Source organism: Pseudomonas sp. OE 28.3 (genome assembly GCF_014268205.2).
GTDB classification, from domain to species: domain Bacteria; phylum Pseudomonadota; class Gammaproteobacteria; order Pseudomonadales; family Pseudomonadaceae; genus Aquipseudomonas; species Aquipseudomonas edaphica.
Genome location: NZ_CP077082.1, coordinates 1,574,238 through 1,591,991, shown reverse-complemented (window position 1 = coordinate 1,591,991; position 17,754 = coordinate 1,574,238). Strand labels below are relative to the sequence as shown.

Sequence of the window (17,754 nt, the reverse complement as noted above, 5' to 3'; positions counted from 1 at the left end):
TGAATTACTTTCCTGCAAGCCGGCACTGCGAGAGGTCTTGATCATTTTGCAAATACCTCCAGCAATCGGGGCGCAATTCTGTCCAGTGGGCGGATTTCAACAGCAGCATCAATCGCCGCCGCCGCTTTTGGCATGCCATACACCGCACAGCTCTGCTGATCCTGGGCGATGGTCAAATATCCTTGTTCACGCAGTATCTTGAGGCCCTGAGCCCCGTCGCGCCCCATGCCGGTCAGCAGTACGCCGACGGCATCACCATTCCAGTGGCTGGCGACGCTTTCGAAGAACACGTCGATGGAAGGCCGGTAAATCTCGTTCACAGGCTCCGCGGTATAGGCTAGCGTGCCATTTTTCAACAGGCGAATGTGGTGGTTGGTGCCAGCCAGCAGCACCACGCCGTTTTGAGGCGGTTCGCCCTCGCGTGCCAGGCGCACCGGCAGGCCGGAGGCGCTGCTCAGCCATTCGGCCATGCCGGCGGCAAACACCTGGTCCACATGCTGCACCAGCACAATGGCGGCGGGAAAGTCGCGGGGCAAACCCTTGAGCAGGATTTCCAGCGCGGCCGGGCCGCCCGCAGAGGAACCAATCGCCACCAGCCTCTGACGTTTGCCAGTGGTGCGCGCCGGCGCGGTTTCGGCGCGTACACGACTGCCACGCTGGCCGATCAGCCAGCCAATATTGAGGATTTTGCGCAGCAACGGCGCCGCCGCATCCTTGGGGTTGCCCACGCCCAGCGCCGGGGTGTCCACCACATCCAGGGCGCCATGGCCCATGGCTTCAAACACGCGACTCATATTCGCCTGGCGGTCGACGGTCACCAGCAGAATAGCGCACGGGGTCTCGGCCATGATCTGCCGCGTGGCCTCCACGCCGTCCATCACCGGCATGATCAAGTCCATCAGGATCAGGTCCGGGGTCAATTCGGCGCAGCGCTGCACAGCTTCCAGGCCATTGCTGGCCACCCACACAACCTCGTGGGCCGGCTCTAAACTCAACGCGCGGCGCAAGGCCTCTACCGCCAGGGGCATGTCATTGACGATCGCAATCCTCATGCCCGGGCGCCTCCAATCAGCTCCATCACGGCATCCAGCAACGCATCGTCATGGAAACTGGCCTTAGCTAGATAATAGTCGGCGCCGGCGTCCAGTCCACGGCGCCGGTCTTCTTCGCGATCCTTGTACGACACCACCATCACCGGCAACGATTGCAGGCGACTATCACGGCGCAAGAGTGTGACCAATTCGATCCCGTCCATACGAGGCATATCAATGTCAGTGATCAGCAGGTCGAAGTCTTCGGAGCGCAGCGCGTTCCAGCCATCCATGCCATCGACCGCGACCGCCACTTCATAACCACGATTAAGCAACAATTTGCGTTGCAGCTCACGCACGGTGAGCGAATCGTCCACCACCAGCACGCGTTTGCGCGGCGCTTCGGTCGCCTGCTGGCTGCGCCGTGCGATACGTTCCAGGCGCCCGGTGTTGAGCAATTTATCCACCGAACGCAGCATGTCTTCGACGTCGACGATCAACACCACCGAGCCGTCGTCCAGCAAAGCACCGGCGGAAATATCCTGGACCTTGCCCAGGCGGTCATCCAGCGGCAATACCACCAGGGTGCGCTCACCGATAAAACGCTCCACCGCAATGCCATACACCGCATCGCGCTCGCGGATGACCACCACCTTCAAGGTTTCGTCATTGCTCTGCCCCGGCGGGCGCTGCAGCAATTGGCTGGCGGCCACCAGACCGACATGCCGGCCTTCGTGCCAGAAATGCTGGCGCCCTTCCAGTTGCACAATGTCATTCGGCGCCAGGTCGCACATGCGTTCGATGTGCGCCAGCGGGAAGGCATAGGCTTCCTCGCCGACCTCCACCACCAGGCTGCGCACCACCGACAGGGTCAACGGCACTTCCAGGTGGAAGCGGCTGCCCTGCCCCGCCGTCTGCTCCAGCACCACCGCGCCACGCAGTTGGCGGACCATGTGCTGCACCGCATCCAGGCCGACGCCGCGCCCGGACACTTCGGTGACCTTGTCGCGCAGGCTGAAGCCCGGCAGGAACAGGAAAGTCAGCAGCTCTTCTTCGCTCAAGCGCAGCGCGGTTTCCAGCGGTGACAGGTGCCGGTCGACGATGGTGCCGCGCAGGCGCTCCAGGTCGACGCCATTGCCGTCGTCGCTTAACTCCAGCACCAGCAAACCGGCTTGATGGGAGGCGCGCAGGCGGATCAAGCCTTCGGCGGTTTTGCCCGCCAACACCCGCTGCTCGGGCATTTCGATGCCATGGTCGACGGCATTGCGCAATAAATGCGTGAGCGGCGCTTCGAGTTTTTCCAGTACGTCGCGGTCGACCTGGGTCTTTTCACCCTCGATCTCCAGGCGCACCTGCTTGCCAAGGCTGCGGCCAAGGTCACGCACCATGCGCACCTGGCCGGCGAGCACATCGGCAAACGGTCGCATGCGGCAGGCCAGCGCGGTGTCATAAAGCACCTGGGCACGCTGCCCGGCCTGCCAGCCGAACTCATCCAGCTCGGCGGTTTTATCCGCCAGCAACGCCTGGGCTTCACTCAACAGGCGGCGCGTGTCGGCCAGGGCTTCCTGGGCTTCCAGGCTCAAGTTCATGGCCTTGAGTTGGCCATCGAGCGTGTCCAAGGCGCGCGCGCTGTTGCTTTGAATGCGCTTGAGGCGCTGCAGGCTCACCAGGTAAGGCTTGAGCCGCTGGGTCTCCACCAAAGATTTACTCGACAGGTCGAGCAGGCTGTTCAAGCGCTCGGCGGTGACACGCAGCACGCGCTCCCCGCCTTCGGTCAGGCGTTTGTTCGGGCGCGGCAGGTCAGTGCTGACCGGCGGCACAGGCTCTGGCTCAGGCTCCGGCGGCAACGCTTCAATCACCGGCGCAGGTTCGGGAGCGGCGGGGGCTGGCGTGGCGTTGACAATCGGCTGCGACGGATCCAGCAGGCGTTCCATCAGCGCTACATAGCCTTGAATGTCCGCTGGCCCGACATTATTGCCCGGCGTGGCGATGCGCATCAGCAGGTCGGTGCCCTGCAGCAAGGCGTCGATATGCTCAGGTTGCAGGTAAAGGCGGTTTTCCTGGGCGCTGACCAGGCAGTCCTCCATCACATGAGCCACGCTGACCCCGGCGTCCACGCCGACAATCCGCGCCGCGCCCTTGAGCGAGTGCGCGGCGCGCATGCATGCCTCAAGCTGGTCAGCCTGGGTGGGGTTGCGTTCCAGGGCCAGCAGGCCCGCGCTCAATACCTGGGTCTGCGCATCGGCTTCCAGGCTGAACAGCTCCAGCAGCGATGCATCGCGCATCTGGTCGGGGGTCATGTGAGGCTCCGGGTCACGGCAGACAACAATTGCGCCTCGTCCAGCCAACGCAGGCTGCGGCCTTTCCACTGCAACACGCCTTGGGTAAAGCGCGCGCTGGCCTGGGTGCCGGAAGCCGACGCGGCCTTCAAGGTGCGCTCATCGATGGCATGGATGCCGTCGACTTCATCCACCGGTACCACCACCGGGCCGTCCTGGGCAGCAATAATCAACATGCGCGGCATCACTCGCGCGCCGGTAGCGCCTGTGCTGGCCGGGTCCAGCCCCAGCAGTTCCACGAGTGACAGGCACGCCACCAGCGCACCGCGCACATTCGCAACGCCCAGTAATGCGCGGGAACGTTGGTGCGGCAACGAGTGAATCGGCTGCAGTGGCGCCACCTCCACCAGGCATCGCGTGGCAATGCCCAGCCACTCTTCACCCAGACGAAACATCAGGATCGAACGGGTGATGATCTCTTCGTCAACTTCCGCGGCTGCATACGCCTGTCGGTCGTCCTGCTGCAACGCATAACGGTCAAGCAGGCGCGTGGCGGCGGCGGAATACACCGAGCAGTTGCGGCAGTGGATATGTTCGGCGAGCAACGGGCAGGACTTGTCGCCATGGATGCCGATGCGGTTCCAGCAGTCGTCGATGGCTTGGGTGTCGGCCAGGGTCAGGTCCAGACCTGCGGTGTCGAGCGCATCAAGGTTATTCATCGTTTGGACTCACTGTCTGCACGCTCGCTACGCGCGGCGCGCGCCTGCAAGCGACGCGCGCCCGCACTGTCACCCTGGGACTCGAGCAATGCGGCCAGGTGCATCAAGGCCTGCGGGTGCTGCGGTTCCAGGTACAAGGCTTTGCGGTAATAACCCTGGGCTTCCAGGGCGCTGCCGGCCACGTCGCTGAGCAGCCCCAGCCAGCAAAACACCTGGGCTGCCGGCGGGTGGTTACTCAAATACTGTTCGCACGCGGCACGGGCCTCAGCACTTTTGCCTTCGTTAGCCAGCGTAGCGATGCGGCTGAGCAAATCGCCCGCATCGCTGTGCGGCGCCTTGATCGGCACCACTTGGGCGCTCGCGGTGCTGAACGGGCGCGGCTTGGCAGGAATGGGTGCCGCGCTGCGCTGGGGGATGGGCTGGGGCACAAATACCGGTTCAGGCTTGACCGGCTCGGTATGCCGACTGAATGCAAAGGATTGCGGCACGCCAATCGAGCGCATGCCATGGCGCCCCAGCAGGCTGCCCTCGGCGGGGCCGATAAACAGCACGCCGTCCTCATGGGTCAGGCTCTTGAGCACATCGAACACTTGCTTCTGGGTGGGCTGGTCGAAGTAGATCAGCAGGTTGCGGCAGAACACAAAATCGTAGGTGGGCTCATTGGCCAGCAACGCCGGGTCGAGCAAATTGCCGACTTGCAGACGCACTTGTTCGCGCACCCGCTCGGCAATGTGGTAACCATCGGGCTGTTCGCTGAAGTGACGCTCGCGAAACTCGATATCGCCGCCGCGAAAGGAGTTCTTGCCATACACCCCACGCTTGGCGCGCTCCACCGACAATGGGCTGACGTCCAGCCCCAATACTTTGAACTGGTGCGGCGCCAGCCCGGCATCGAGCAAGGCCATGGCAATCGAATAAGGCTCCTCGCCCGTGGAACACGGTAGGCTGAGAATGCGCAGGGCGCGCATCTGCTTGATCGCCGCCAGGCGCTCCCTGGCCAAACGCGCCAAGGTGGCAAAGGACTCGGGATAGCGGAAAAACCAGGTCTCGGGAACGATCACCGCTTCGATCAGCGCCTGCTGCTCATCCTGCGAACTCTGCAAATGCTGCCAGTAATCCTGCACGGTCTGCGCCTGCACGGCCTGGCTGCGCTGGCGCACCGCACGCTCGATGATCGCTTCGCCCACCGAGGCGACGTCCAAACCAATGCGGTCCTTCAAGAAGGCAAAAAAGCGTGGGTCGTTGCTCATAAGCTTAGCTCGCTGGCAAACAGCAAGGCGCGCACGTCGTCGGTGAGCAAGTCGGCCACGCCGATCCACTGCATCAAGCCCAACGCATCTTCACGTACCGGCCCCAGGTACGGCGCCTCGCGGTTATCCAGGCCATAAGGCTGGAACTCGGCCGGGTCGCAACGCAGGGTGTCGGTGGCCTGCTCCAGGACCAACCCCAGCCAGCGTGGCTCGATCCAAGGTTGCGGCTGGTAATTGACCAGCACCAGCCGTGTGCTGGTGCGGGCCTGGGCCGGTTTGCCGAAGGTCAACGCACACAGGTCGACAACCGGCACCAGCGCGCCACGATGGGCAAAGATCCCCGCCACCCACAGCGGTGCATGGGCGATGGGTTTGAGTGGCAGGCGCGGCAGCACCTCGGCCACCTCCGTGGCCTTGAGGGCATAACGTTCGCCGCCGATGTGGAACACCAGAAACAACGCCTTTTTCGCTGCCGGGACGACGCCGCGTTTAGCCGCAAGGTCGCTCATCAGACTTTGAAACGCGACACGCCGCTGCGCAGACCGACCGCAACCTGGCTCAGTTCATCAATGGCAAAACTGGCCTGGCGCAGGGATTCCACGGTCTGGCTGCTGGCATCGCCCAGTTGCACCAGCGCATGGTTGATCTGTTCGGCGCCGGTGGCCTGGGCCTGCATGCCTTCGTTGACCATCAATACCCGCGGCGCCAAGGCCTGTACCTGATGGATGATCTGCGACAGCTGTTCGCCCACTTGCTGCACTTCGAACATGCCGCGACGCACTTCTTCGGAGAACTTGTCCATGCCCATCACGCCCGCTGACACTGCCGACTGGATCTCGCGCACCATCTGCTCGATGTCGTAGGTGGCCACGGCGGTCTGGTCGGCCAGACGGCGCACTTCGGTGGCCACCACGGCAAACCCGCGTCCGTACTCGCCAGCCTTCTCGGCTTCAATGGCGGCGTTGAGCGACAGCAGGTTGGTCTGGTCGGCCACCTTGACGATGGTCACCACCACTTGGTTGATGTTGCCGGCCTTCTCATTGAGGATCGCCAGCTTGGCGTTCACAAGGTCAGCGGCGCCCATCACCGAGTGCATGGTTTCTTCCATACGCGCCAGGCCTTGCTGGCCGGAGCCGGCAGCGACCGACGCCTGGTCGGCGGCGGTGGACACTTCGGTCATGGTGCGCACCAAGTCCTTGGACGTGGCGGCAATTTCCCGCGATGTCGCGCCGATCTCGGTGGTGGTGGCGGCCGTTTCGGTGGCCGTGGCCTGTTGTTGCTTGGAGGTGGCGGCAATCTCGGTCACCGAGGTAGTCACCTGCACCGACGAACGCTGGGCCTGGGAAACCAGGGCGGTCAGCTCGGTCATCATGTCGTTGAAGCCGGTTTCGACAGCGCCGAACTCGTCCTTGCGCTCAAGGTTCAAGCGCTTGCTCAGGTCGCCCGTGCGCATGGTTTCGAGGATTTCGACGATGCGATTCATCGGCGCCATGATCGCGCGCATCAGCAGCAGGCCGCACAGGCCCGCTGCGAGAATGGCCACGGCCAACGACACGAACATGCTGACTTTGGCGGCGGCCACCGCTTCATCGATGGCGGCGGTGGCGTTATCGGCGACCTGTTTGTTTTCATTGATAATGTCATTGAGCTTCATGCGGCCTGCGGTCCAGGCGGGCGTGAGTTGCTCGTCGAACAGCTTTTGCGCCTCAACGCCGTTGTTAGCCTGATGGGCGTCCAGTACCAGGGCAAGAATCTTGTTGTAGTTCTGGTGGAGCTTTTCGAAGGCGTCGAACTCAGTGCGATCCTGATCAATATTGATCGTGCTCGCGTAACTGGCCATGTGCTGTTCCAAACGTGCCTCAAACGACTTGTAGTCCTGTTTGTCAGCTTCCGAGATGCCCTGACTTCGGTGGGCACCGACCAATTCCTGGGTTTGCAGGTAGCTGTCGACCCAGGCGCTGCGGATCATCGAACTGAAAAATACCCCGGGTACGGCGTCATCCCGGACCGAGTTTTCGCTGACTTCAATCTTCAGCAGGCGCGAATACGAGACCACGACCATCAACAGCATGATCGCGATAATTACCGCAAAGCTCGCCAAAATCCTTTGGCGCAAGGTCCAGTTCTTCACAGTAATTCCTCGAAGGGCCGATCAAATGCCGAGGAGTATAGCTGAGCGGGTGCCCGCATTTATCAACAGGTTTTGATGTCGCGCTCACAGAACGCAAAAACACTGTGCAGGTGACGCAGAGCGTCACGGGCTGCGCTCCCACGCAGAGCGTGGGAGCGATCATTCAGGAGGTCAGGGCGTGGCTTGGCGTACCTGTTTTTCCAGCTCGGCCTTTAAGCCGGGCTCAAGTTTGAGCTGGCGCGCCAGCTCGTCCAGGTAAGCTTTTTCCATGAAGTTCTCTTCGTCCACCAGCATCACACTGGCGATGTACATCTCGGCAGCCATTTCCGGAGTGCTCGCTGCGCGCGCCACATCAGCGGGATCCAGAGGCTTGTTCAGCTCGGCGTGCAGCCAGCTTTGCAGTTCACGGTCGTTATCCAGCTTGGTGAATTCGCCTTCAATCAAAGCGCGCTCTCGCTCGTCTACATGCCCGTCGGCTTTGGCGGCGGCGACCAGCGCCTTGAGAATGCCCTGACTGTGTTGTTCGACCTGGGCCGACGGCAGGCGGTCGATGGTTTGCGGCTCGCCTTGGGGTTCGCCGGCCTGCTGCGCCTGCCAGTTGCCGTAAGCCTTGTAGGCGATCACTCCGAGTGCTGCCAGCCCGCCATAGGTGAGCGCCTTGCCACCGAACTTGCGCGCCTTCTTGTTACCCAGCAGCAGCCCCATCGCGCCCGCCGCCAGGGCACCGCCACCCGCACCGCCGAGCAAACTGCCAAGCCCACCGCCGCCGAGCAAGCCACCGAGGGCACTTTTGTCGTCCGATTTGCGTTGCCCGCCCGCCTTGTTTTGCAACATGTCCTGGCCGGATTTGAGCAACTGATCGAGCAATCCACGGGTATTCATGCGTAGCCTCCAGACACTTGGGTTCGTAGGACCAATAGGCTCCCAGCGTAAAACTAAGTGCCAAAAAGCCGCGATCTAGAGTGCTTCCAGATGTAACGCCGGCAGCGCGTATTTGAAACGTCTTGTTTCACATGCAACGCCATCACCCCGCCATCAATCAATTTTCCTTCTGCATCGAACCGCTTAAGCTATCCGGCGTCTGTTTATTGTCCGTTGCGTTTGGTCGAAGGCATGTCCGAACCGTTATTTATGATCCGTTACGTGCCAGGAACGGCGCGGGATTTGCTCACGACAGGTTGTCTCTATGCACCGCAGGAATTTGCTCAAAGCGTCCATGGCCATTGCGGCTTACACCGGCTTGTCGGCCAGTGGCCTGTTGGCCGCGCAGGCTTGGGCGGGAAACCGTGCCGCCGATGGCAAGGCTGTAGCGTTTGACTTCGAATCGCTCAAGGCCCAGGCCAGGCAGCTCGCCGCCACCGCGTATAAAGACACCAAACAGGTGCTGCCGCCGACCCTGGCAACCATGACCCCGCAGAACTTCAATGCCATCGGCTACGACGGCAACCATTCGCTGTGGAAGGAGCTCAACGGCCAGCTCGACGTGCAATTCTTCCACGTCGGCATGGGCTTCAAGACGCCAGTACGCATGCACAGCGTCGACCCCAAGACCCGCGAAGCCCGCGAGGTGCATTTCCGCCCGTCGCTGTTCAACTATGCCAAGACCACGGTGGACACCAAGCAGCTGACCGGCGACCTGGGTTTCTCCGGTTTCAAGCTGTTCAAGGCGCCGGAACTGGATCGCCATGACGTGCTGTCGTTTCTCGGCGCCAGTTACTTCCGTGCGGTGGACGCAACCGGCCAGTACGGCCTCTCCGCACGCGGCCTGGCGATTGATACCTACGCGAAAAAACGCGAGGAATTCCCCGACTTCACGCAATTCTGGTTCGAAACCCCGAGCAAGGACGCCACGCGTTTTGTGGTCTACGCCCTGCTCGACTCGCCAAGCGCCACCGGCGCCTATCGCTTTGACATCGACTGCCAGGCCAGCCAGGTGGTCATGGCCATCGACGCGCACATCAATGCGCGCACCGCCATCGAGCAACTGGGCATCGCGCCGATGACCAGCATGTTCAGCTGCGGTACCCATGAACGCCGGATGTGCGACACCATCCACCCGCAAATCCACGACTCGGACCGTTTGGCCATGTGGCGTGGCAACGGCGAGTGGATCTGCCGTCCACTGAACAACCCGGCCAAGCTGCAGTTCAACGCTTTTGCCGACACCGACCCGAAAGGTTTCGGCCTGGTACAGACCGACCATGAGTTCGCCAGCTACCAGGACACTGTGGACTGGTACAGCAAGCGCCCTAGCCTGTGGGTGGAACCCACCACCGCCTGGGGCGAAGGCTCGATCGATCTGCTGGAAATCCCCACCACCGGCGAAACCCTGGACAACATCGTGGCCTTCTGGACCCCAAAAAAGCCCGTGGCCGCAGGCGAATCACTCAACTATGGCTACAAGCTGTACTGGAGCGCGCTGCCGCCGGTGAGCACACCGCTGGCGCAAGTGGATGCCACCCGTTCCGGCATGGGCGGTTTTACCGAAGGCTGGGCACCGGGCGAGCATTACCCCGAAGTGTGGGCGCGCCGCTTTGCCGTGGATTTCAAGGGCGGTGGCCTGGATCGCCTGCCGGCCGGCACCGGGATCGAGCCGGTGGTAACCTGCTCCCACGGTGAAGTCAAAGACTTCAGTGTGCTGGTGCTGGACAACATCAAGGGCTATCGCATTCTGTTCGATTGGTACCCGACCAGCGACAGTGTGGAACCGGTTGAACTGCGGCTGTTTATCCGCACCCAGGACCGCACCTTGAGTGAAACCTGGCTGTATCAGTACTTCCCGCCGGCACCGGACCAGCGTAAGTACAGCTGATAACACATAAGGGAGCGGGCTTGCTGTGGCGAGGGAGCTTGTCGAATCGTCCCGTTCGACAGCGCAGCTGGAGCCGGCTCTTTTTTGGGGGGTGCTTCGCCCCCCCCCAACGCAAGCAAGCTTGCTCGCCACAATTAACCCGCTACTGCATGGGTTAAAACCGCGACACGCTCTTCATTGCGCCAATCAAGTAGCGCATCGCCACCTGATCGTTTTCGGTCAGGGCGCGATACTGCGCCAGCAACTCCACCTCATCCGAACTCAACCTTCGCCCCCGCAAGGACATCCGGCGACTCCAAAAAGACGCCACCGCACCCGCTACGCCATAAGACTTGGTCATGGACCGTTACTCCTGATATCAGTCAATTACTCCTGGTGCCCATTCCCTACGCTCATGAAGCGCAATGGCTTCAAGGACAAACAGCCTGACTCCCTGGGCCAGAAATCACACTTACCCTAAGCGTAGAAACAATCTCGTCACGTGTGGGATTTTTTTAGAGTATTCACTTAAAAAATTACTTCGGTAACAAATACCTACAACCCTTTCTCACGCAGCGACCGGTAAAGGTGGATATCGGGAAGCTCTTGCGCATACAGCTGCGGATCAGGCAGGCGCTAAACGCGGGCAACAAAAAACCCACCGAGTCGGGTGGGTTTATTGCAGGCAGACGCGGGTTCAATCCCTCAGGTCAGACTCGTGAATCGGCTGATCACGGTGAGTCGCCCGCTGGTACTGCGCGGGCCAGATGGCTTTGCGCCCACCCAGGTCATCGTCGGCATGCAGCGGCCAGTAAGGGTCACGCAACAGCTCACGGGCGAGGAAGATGATGTCGGCCTGGCAGGTGCGCAGTATGTGTTCAGCCTGGGCCGGTTCGGTAATCATACCCACCGTGCCGGTGGCGATACCCGACTCTTTGCGCACGCGCTCGGCAAACCGCGTCTGGTAGCCCGGGCCGGTGGGAATCTCGGCGTTGGCGGCGGTGCCACCGGAGGACACGTCGATCAGGTCCACGCCGAGTTCTTTGAGGCGGCGCGCCAGCTCTACGGTTTCATCGGGGTTCCAGCCGTCTTCGACCCAATCGGTGGCCGACACCCGCACAAACAACGGCAGCTCCTGGGGCCAGACGGCGCGCACGGCGGTGGTCACTTCGAGCACCAGGCGGATACGGTTTTCAAACGAGCCGCCGTAGTGGTCCTGGCGCTGGTTGCTGATCGGCGAGAGGAATTGATGCAACAGGTAACCGTGGGCAGCGTGGATCTCCACCACTTCGAAACCGGCGGTCAGCGCGCGTTTGGCGGAGGCGACAAAGTCGGCAATTACCTGCTGAATCTGCCCTTCATCCAGTGGCCTGGGTTGCGTGTGGTTCGGGTCAAAGGCAATCGGCGAAGGGCCCACCGGCACCCAGCCGCCCTCCTCCGGCTTGACGCTGCCGTGCTTGCCGATCCACGGCCGATGGGTGCTGGCCTTGCGCCCGGCATGTGCCAGCTGGATGCCCGCCACCGCGCCTTGAGCAGCAATAAAGCGGGTGATGCGCTGCAGCGGTTCGATCTGCGCGTCGTTCCACAGGCCCAGGTCCTGGGCGGTGATGCGGCCATCGGCGGTGACGGCGGTGGCTTCAGTAAAAATCAGCCCGGCACCACCGACGGCGCGGCTGCCCAGGTGCACCAGGTGCCAGTCATTGGCCAGGCCATCGTCGGACGAGTATTGGCACATCGGCGAGACGGCGATGCGGTTGAGCAAGGTCAATTGACGGAGGGTGTAGGGTTCGAGCAGCTGACTCATGGCGCACCTCTTCTGGGTTCTGTGGGCACTATTCAAACAGTGCTTAGAGCCTAGTCGACAACGGTGGATTGCACAGGGTTCAGAAAGGAAAGCGGGAGCCGAATGCCGGCTCCCGTGTTGCAAAAGATTACATCTCGACCTGGGTGCCCAGCTCGATCACCCGGTTTACCGGGAGTTTGAAGAAGCGCAGGTTGCCGTTTGCGTTTTTCAACATGAACGCAAACAAGCTCTCACGCCAACGGGCCATGCCCTTGATGCGCGAGGCGATCACCGTTTCACGGCTGAGGAAGTAGGTGGTGCGCATCGGGCTGAAATCCAGATCGTCCAGGTGGCACAGCTTCAGCGCTTCGGGCACGTCCGGCTCATCGGTAAAGCCAAAATGCAGGATCACCCGGAAGAAGCCTTCGCCGTAGGCGTCCACCTCAAAGCGCCGCGAGGCAGGCACACGCGGAATGTCTTCGTAGACCACCGTGAGCATCACCACTTGCTCATGCAACACCTGGTTATGCAGCAGGTTGTGCAACAGCGCGTGGGGCACGGCATCGGGCCGCGCGGTGAGGAACACCGCAGTGCCCTGCACGCGATGAGGCGGTTGCACGCGGATACTGCTGATAAAGATCGGCAACGGCAGCCCGCCTTCGTCGAGGCGGTCCATCAACAGTTCCTTGCCGCGCTTCCAAGTGGTCATCAGCACAAACAGCACAATCCCCGCCAACACCGGGAAGGCACCGCCCTGCACGATCTTTGGCACGTTGGCGGCGAAGAACAGGCCGTCCACCAACAGGAAGCCGATCAGCACCGGAATCGCCAGCACCGGCGGCCACTTCCAGAGCAGCAGCATCACCGCCGACACCAGGATGCTGGTAATCAACATGGTGCCGGTGACTGCCACGCCGTAGGCGGAGGCCAGGGCATTGGAGGATTCGAAGCCGAGCACCAGCAGGATCACGCCGACCATCAGCGACCAGTTCACCGCGCCGATGTAGATCTGGCCTTGCTCGGCGCTGGAGGTGTGCTGGATATGCATGCGCGGGATGTAACCCAACTGGATCGCCTGACGCGTCAGCGAGAACGCGCCGGAAATCACCGCCTGGGATGCAATCACGGTGGCCAGGGTCGACAGCGCGACCAATGGCACCAAGGCCCATTCCGGCGCGAGCAAGTAGAACGGGTTGCGCGCCGCTTCGGGGTTTTCCAGCAGCAACGCGCCCTGGCCGAAGTAGTTGAGCACCAGCGCCGGCAGCACCAGGGCGAACCAGGCACGGGCGATCGGCTTGCGGCCGAAGTGGCCCATGTCGGCGTACAGCGCTTCGGCACCGGTCAAGGCCAGCACCACGGCGCCAAGAATCGCGACGCCCATGCCCGGATGGGACACAAAGAAACGCACGCCCCACACGGGGTTCAGCGCATTGAGCACCTCGGGATGTTGCAGGATGCCGTGCACGCCAAGACCGCCCAGCACCAGGAACCACACCACCATCACCGGCCCGAACAGCTTGCCGATGCGGTCAGTGCCGTGTTTCTGGATCAGGAACAGCCCCACCAGCACCACCAGCGACAGCGGCACCACCCAACGTTCAATCCCGTCAAAGGCCAGTTCCAGGCCTTCAACCGCCGACAATACCGAGATCGCCGGGGTAATCATGCTGTCGCCGTAGAACAGCGCCGCACCGATCAAGCCGAGGATCACCAGCACCGAACGCAACTTGGGGTACGGCGACGCCGCCCGTCGCGCCAGCGCCGTCAGGGCCATGATGCCGCCTTCGCCCTGGTTGTCCGCGCGCAGGATAAACAGCACGTACTTGATCGACACGACCCACACCAGCGACCAGAAAATCAGCGCCAGAATGCCAAAGACCCCGTCGTGATTGACTTGAACCCCATAACCACCGGTAAACACTTCTTTAAGGGTATAGAGCGGGCTGGTACCGATATCGCCGTAAACCACCCCGACCGCCGCCACCAGCATGCCAATCGGCTTTGCATTGGAATGCTCGGCACCTGCTGCCTGACTATTTGCCTGACCCATCAACCACTCCTGCCCTTTGACCTGAGGTCTTTTATAAACAACGCGCCTAAGCTGACCCTAGCATGCGCTGTTTTACTTCTCGTAACAGACGTTTTATTGACCCCGGGGTTTCACCCGTGCGCAACGGCGCGAAGCATAGCGCAGCACTCGTCGCATTTCCCCGTATAAAGCTGGTCAAGCGCGCTGCCCGTCGATAGAATTGCGCACTTTTTGATCAGAGGCGCACCAAGCGCCCGTCTACCGCCATGTCGTGCCCGACTGGCGGCGTCATTCAATACCGAGGTTAGACATGTCCACCACCATCGCAAAAGCCAACCCAAAGGTCGGCTTTGTATCCCTGGGTTGCCCGAAGGCTCTCGTTGACTCCGAGCGCATCCTCACGCAACTGCGTATGGAAGGCTATGACGTCGTGTCCACTTATCAGGACGCCGACGTGGTGGTGGTCAACACCTGCGGCTTCATCGACTCGGCCAAGGCTGAATCGCTGGAAGTGATCGGCGAAGCCATCAAGGAAAACGGCAAGGTCATCGTCACCGGCTGCATGGGCGTGGAAGAAGGCAATATCCGCAACGTGCACCCAAGCGTGCTGGCGGTAACCGGCCCGCAGCAGTACGAGCAGGTGGTCAACGCCGTGCACGACGTGGTGCCGCCGCGTCAGGACCACAACCCGCTGATCGACCTGGTGCCGCCGCAAGGCATCAAGCTGACGCCGCGCCACTACGCGTACCTGAAGATTTCCGAAGGCTGCAACCACAGCTGCAGCTTCTGCATCATCCCGTCGATGCGCGGCAAGCTGGTCAGCCGCCCAGTGGGTGATGTATTGGACGAAGCCCAGCGCCTGGTCAAATCCGGCGTGAAAGAGCTGTTGGTGATCTCCCAGGACACCAGCGCCTACGGCGTCGACGTGAAATACCGCACCGGCTTCTGGAACGGCGCGCCGGTGAAAACCCGCATGACCGAACTGTGCGAAGCCTTGAGCAGCCTGGGCGTGTGGGTGCGCCTGCACTACGTTTACCCGTACCCGCACGTGGACGAGCTGATCCCGTTGATGGCCGCCGGCAAGATCCTGCCGTACCTGGACATTCCGTTCCAGCACGCCAGCCCGAAAATCCTCAAGGCCATGAAACGCCCGGCCTTCGAAGACAAGACCCTGGCGCGCATCAAGAACTGGCGCGAGATCTGCCCGGAGCTGATCATCCGTTCGACCTTCATCGTCGGCTTCCCTGGCGAAACCGAAGAAGACTTCCAGTACCTGCTGGACTGGCTGACCGAAGCGCAGCTGGATCGCGTCGGTTGCTTCCAGTACTCGCCGGTCGAAGGTGCCCCGGCCAACCTGCTGGATGCGGCCATCGTGCCGGACGACGTCAAGCAGGACCGCTGGGAGCGCTTCATGGCGCATCAGCAGGCCATCAGCTCCGCACGCCTGCAACTGCGCATCGGCAAGGAAATCGAAGTACTGATCGACGAAGTCGACGAGCAAGGCGCAGTGGGCCGTTGCTTCTTCGATGCGCCGGAAATCGACGGTAACGTGTTTATCGACGATGCCAGCGGCTTGAAGCCGGGCGACAAGGTCTGGTGCACCGTGACGGATGCCGACGAGTACGACCTGTGGGCTGAAAAGCGCGACTAGCTCTGCGCACGCAAAGCGTCCGGCGAGGCATTCCCACGCAGAGCGTGGGAACGATCGGCGTGAAAAATTGAAAAAGCCTCGTGTCTGAGCAAGATGCGGGGCTTTTTTAGGTCTATCGTTTGCCCATCAGCGCCGATCATCGGCAAGGGGCAGCGGGCATGCGTCAGCATTCGGTTATCCACACACCTAAAACCAGCGACTACCAGCAATTGGCGCAGATCTGGGAAGACTCCGTGCGAGCGACCCATGACTTTTTGCCGGACAGCTACATCGTACTGCTCAAGGAGCTGGTGCTGACGCGCTACCTGGACGCGGTGATGCTGATCTGCACCAAGGACGCGCGCCAGCGCATCACCGGGTTTGCCGGGGTAGCGGCGGGCAAGGTCGAGATGCTGTTTATCGACCCGCAACACCGTGGCCAGGGCTTGGGCCAGCAATTGCTGAGTTATGCGATCGAGCACCTGAATGCCGATGCGCTGGACGTCAACGAGCAAAACCCGCAGGCCCTGGGGTTCTACTTCAAGCAGGGTTTCGAGGTGGTCGGACGTGCCGAGCATGATGGCCTTGGCCAGCCGTACCCGCTGCTGCATATGCGCTTGCGCCAACAGCAACGGCGCAGTGGCTGACACAACACAGCGCCAATGTGGGAGCGTGCTTGTGTGGGAGCTGGCTTGCCTGCGATGGCATCACCTCGATTCCAAATGCACGACCGAGGTGTCTGCATCGCGGGCAAGCCCGACTCCCACACAGGCCAGCGCCCACAAAAAGCCACTACGCTGAAATGGGTCCGGGATTAACCGCGCCCACACAGGTACAATAGCCGCCCCCTTTTGCTACGGCCCTTGTCATGACTGACCCCATACGCCTTTCCAAACGCCTTATCGAACTGGTCGGTTGCTCCCGTCGGGAGGCTGAGCTGTTTATCGAAGGCGGCTGGGTCTCGGTGGACGGTGAAGTGATCGACGAGCCGCAATTCAAGGTCACCACCCAGAAGGTCGAGCTGGACCCAGAGGCTAAAGCCACTGTGCCGGAACCGGTGACCATTCTGCTGCACGCCCCGGTGGGCGTGGATGTGGAAACAGCAATGGCCTCGATCAGCGCCGAGACGCTGTCCGAAGAGCACCGTTTCAGCAAGCGCCCGCTCAAGGGCCACTTCCTGCGCCTGACCGCCAGCGCCGATCTGCAGGCCAAGGCCAGCGGCCTGCTGGTGTTCACCCAGGACTGGAAGATTTTGCGCAAGTTGACCGCCGATGCCGCCAAGATCGAGCAGGAATACGTGGTTGAGGTCGAGGGTGACATGGTTGCCCATGGCCTCAACCGCCTGAACCACGGTTTGACCTACAAAGGCAAAGAGCTGCCGGCCGTCAAAGCCAGCTGGCAGAACGAAAACCGCCTGCGGTTTGCGCTGAAAAACCCGCAGCCGGGTGTAATTGCCCTGTTTTGCGAAGCGGTCGGCCTGAAAGTCATCGCCATCCGCCGCATCCGCATTGGCGGCGTGTCCATCGGCAAGGTGCCGGTCGGCCAATGGCGTTACCTGTCCGGCAAAGAGAAATTCTAAGCCGCTCCCCTTTTCCCGGCACCGGCAACTCTGCGCGGTGCCCTCAGTTGAATACCAGGATTGCCCACCATGATTCACAACGACGTATTGCGCAGCGTGCGCTACATGCTCGACATCAGCGACAACAAGATGGTCGAGATCATCAAGCTCGGCGGCATGGACGTCACCAAGGAAGACCTGCTGACCTACCTCAAGAAAGATGAGGAAGAAGGTTTTGTGTTCTGCCCGGACGATGTCATGGCGCACTTCCTCGATGGCCTGGTGATCTTCAAGCGTGGCAAGGACGAAAGCCGTCCGCCGCAGCCGATCGAAACCCCGGTGACCAACAACATCATCCTCAAGAAGCTGCGCGTGGCCTTCGAACTGAAGGAAGACGACATGCACGCCATCCTCAAGGCCGCTGAGTTCCCGGTGTCCAAGCCTGAGTTGAGCGCACTGTTCCGCAAGTTCGGCCACACCAACTACCGCACCTGTGGCGACCAGTTGCTGCGCAATTTCCTTAAGGGCCTGACCCTGCGGGTTCGTGCGTAAG

The 17,754-nt window shown here is 61.6% G+C and carries 15 protein-coding genes; 5 read left to right on the top strand and 10 right to left on the bottom strand.

The features are described from left to right. Positions 1–41: 41 nt before the first annotated feature. The 7 genes from HU759_RS07095 to HU759_RS07065 all read right to left on the bottom strand — a co-directional run bounded on the left by HU759_RS07095 (position 42) and on the right by HU759_RS07065 (position 8,292). A complete protein-coding gene (locus HU759_RS07095) occupies positions 42–1,052 on the bottom strand; it encodes a chemotaxis response regulator protein-glutamate methylesterase (protein ID WP_017137098.1) in 1,011 nt (336 codons plus the stop codon). After that, a complete protein-coding gene (locus tag HU759_RS07090) occupies positions 1,049–3,331 on the bottom strand; it encodes a hybrid sensor histidine kinase/response regulator (protein ID WP_170036432.1) in 2,283 nt (760 codons plus the stop codon). The genes HU759_RS07095 and HU759_RS07090 overlap by 4 nt, the downstream gene beginning before the upstream one ends. After that, the gene (locus tag HU759_RS07085) at positions 3,328–4,029 is read right to left on the bottom strand and encodes a chemotaxis protein CheW (protein WP_170036430.1); all 702 of its coding nucleotides are present in this window, start codon (positions 4,027–4,029) and stop codon (positions 3,328–3,330) included. The genes HU759_RS07090 and HU759_RS07085 overlap by 4 nt, the downstream gene beginning before the upstream one ends. Further along, positions 4,026–5,279, bottom strand: coding sequence for a protein-glutamate O-methyltransferase CheR (locus tag HU759_RS07080; protein ID WP_186616805.1), 1,254 nt, complete (start codon positions 5,277–5,279; stop codon positions 4,026–4,028). Before HU759_RS07080 ends, HU759_RS07085 begins: the two co-directional genes overlap by 4 nt. Next, positions 5,276–5,788, bottom strand: coding sequence for a chemotaxis protein CheW (locus tag HU759_RS07075; protein ID WP_017137094.1), 513 nt, complete (start codon positions 5,786–5,788; stop codon positions 5,276–5,278). Before HU759_RS07075 ends, HU759_RS07080 begins: the two co-directional genes overlap by 4 nt. After that, positions 5,788–7,410, bottom strand: coding sequence for a methyl-accepting chemotaxis protein (locus HU759_RS07070; RefSeq protein ID WP_186616804.1), 1,623 nt, complete (start codon positions 7,408–7,410; stop codon positions 5,788–5,790). The genes HU759_RS07075 and HU759_RS07070 overlap by 1 nt, the downstream gene beginning before the upstream one ends. Before the next feature lie 171 nt (positions 7,411–7,581). After that, a complete protein-coding gene (locus HU759_RS07065; protein ID WP_170036425.1) occupies positions 7,582–8,292 on the bottom strand; it encodes a tellurite resistance TerB family protein in 711 nt (236 codons plus the stop codon). A gap of 304 nt (positions 8,293–8,596) precedes the next feature. On the opposite strand from HU759_RS07065, the gene HU759_RS07060 reads away from it, so the two are divergent. Further along, positions 8,597–10,222 (top strand): glucan biosynthesis protein D, encoded by a 1,626-nt coding sequence (locus HU759_RS07060; RefSeq protein WP_099548537.1) that lies wholly within the window; start codon positions 8,597–8,599, stop codon positions 10,220–10,222. Between the two features lie 154 nt (positions 10,223–10,376). Here the strand turns inward: HU759_RS07060 and HU759_RS07055 are convergent, their stop codons facing one another. The 3 genes from HU759_RS07055 to HU759_RS07045 form a co-directional block, all read right to left on the bottom strand. Beyond that, positions 10,377–10,562, bottom strand: a complete 186-nt coding sequence (locus HU759_RS07055; RefSeq protein WP_017137090.1) for a hypothetical protein — start codon at positions 10,560–10,562, stop codon at positions 10,377–10,379. Positions 10,563–10,898: 336 nt separating this feature from the next. After that, positions 10,899–12,005 (bottom strand): NADH:flavin oxidoreductase/NADH oxidase, encoded by a 1,107-nt coding sequence (locus tag HU759_RS07050; RefSeq protein WP_170036423.1) that lies wholly within the window; start codon positions 12,003–12,005, stop codon positions 10,899–10,901. Between the two features lie 127 nt (positions 12,006–12,132). Then, on the bottom strand, positions 12,133–14,034 hold the full coding sequence (locus HU759_RS07045; RefSeq protein WP_099548536.1) for a potassium transporter Kup: 1,902 nt from the start codon (positions 14,032–14,034) through the stop codon (positions 12,133–12,135). Positions 14,035–14,335: 301 nt separating this feature from the next. Here HU759_RS07045 and rimO point away from each other — a divergent pair, with 301 nt between their 5' ends. From rimO to HU759_RS07025, 4 genes are all read left to right on the top strand, one after another. Then, positions 14,336–15,664 carry a 30S ribosomal protein S12 methylthiotransferase RimO gene (rimO, locus tag HU759_RS07040; RefSeq protein WP_169985845.1) on the top strand — a complete coding sequence of 443 codons (1,329 nt, stop codon included), beginning with the start codon at positions 14,336–14,338 and terminating at the stop codon, positions 15,662–15,664. 158 nt (positions 15,665–15,822) lie between these two features. After that, the gene (locus HU759_RS07035) at positions 15,823–16,290 is read left to right on the top strand and encodes a GNAT family N-acetyltransferase (protein ID WP_017137085.1); all 468 of its coding nucleotides are present in this window, start codon (positions 15,823–15,825) and stop codon (positions 16,288–16,290) included. Between the two features lie 221 nt (positions 16,291–16,511). Next, positions 16,512–17,222 (top strand): rRNA pseudouridine synthase, encoded by a 711-nt coding sequence (locus HU759_RS07030; protein ID WP_058421638.1) that lies wholly within the window; start codon positions 16,512–16,514, stop codon positions 17,220–17,222. Positions 17,223–17,291: 69 nt separating this feature from the next. After that, positions 17,292–17,753 (top strand): DUF1456 family protein, encoded by a 462-nt coding sequence (locus HU759_RS07025; protein ID WP_003189058.1) that lies wholly within the window; start codon positions 17,292–17,294, stop codon positions 17,751–17,753. Position 17,754: the final 1 nt, after the last annotated feature.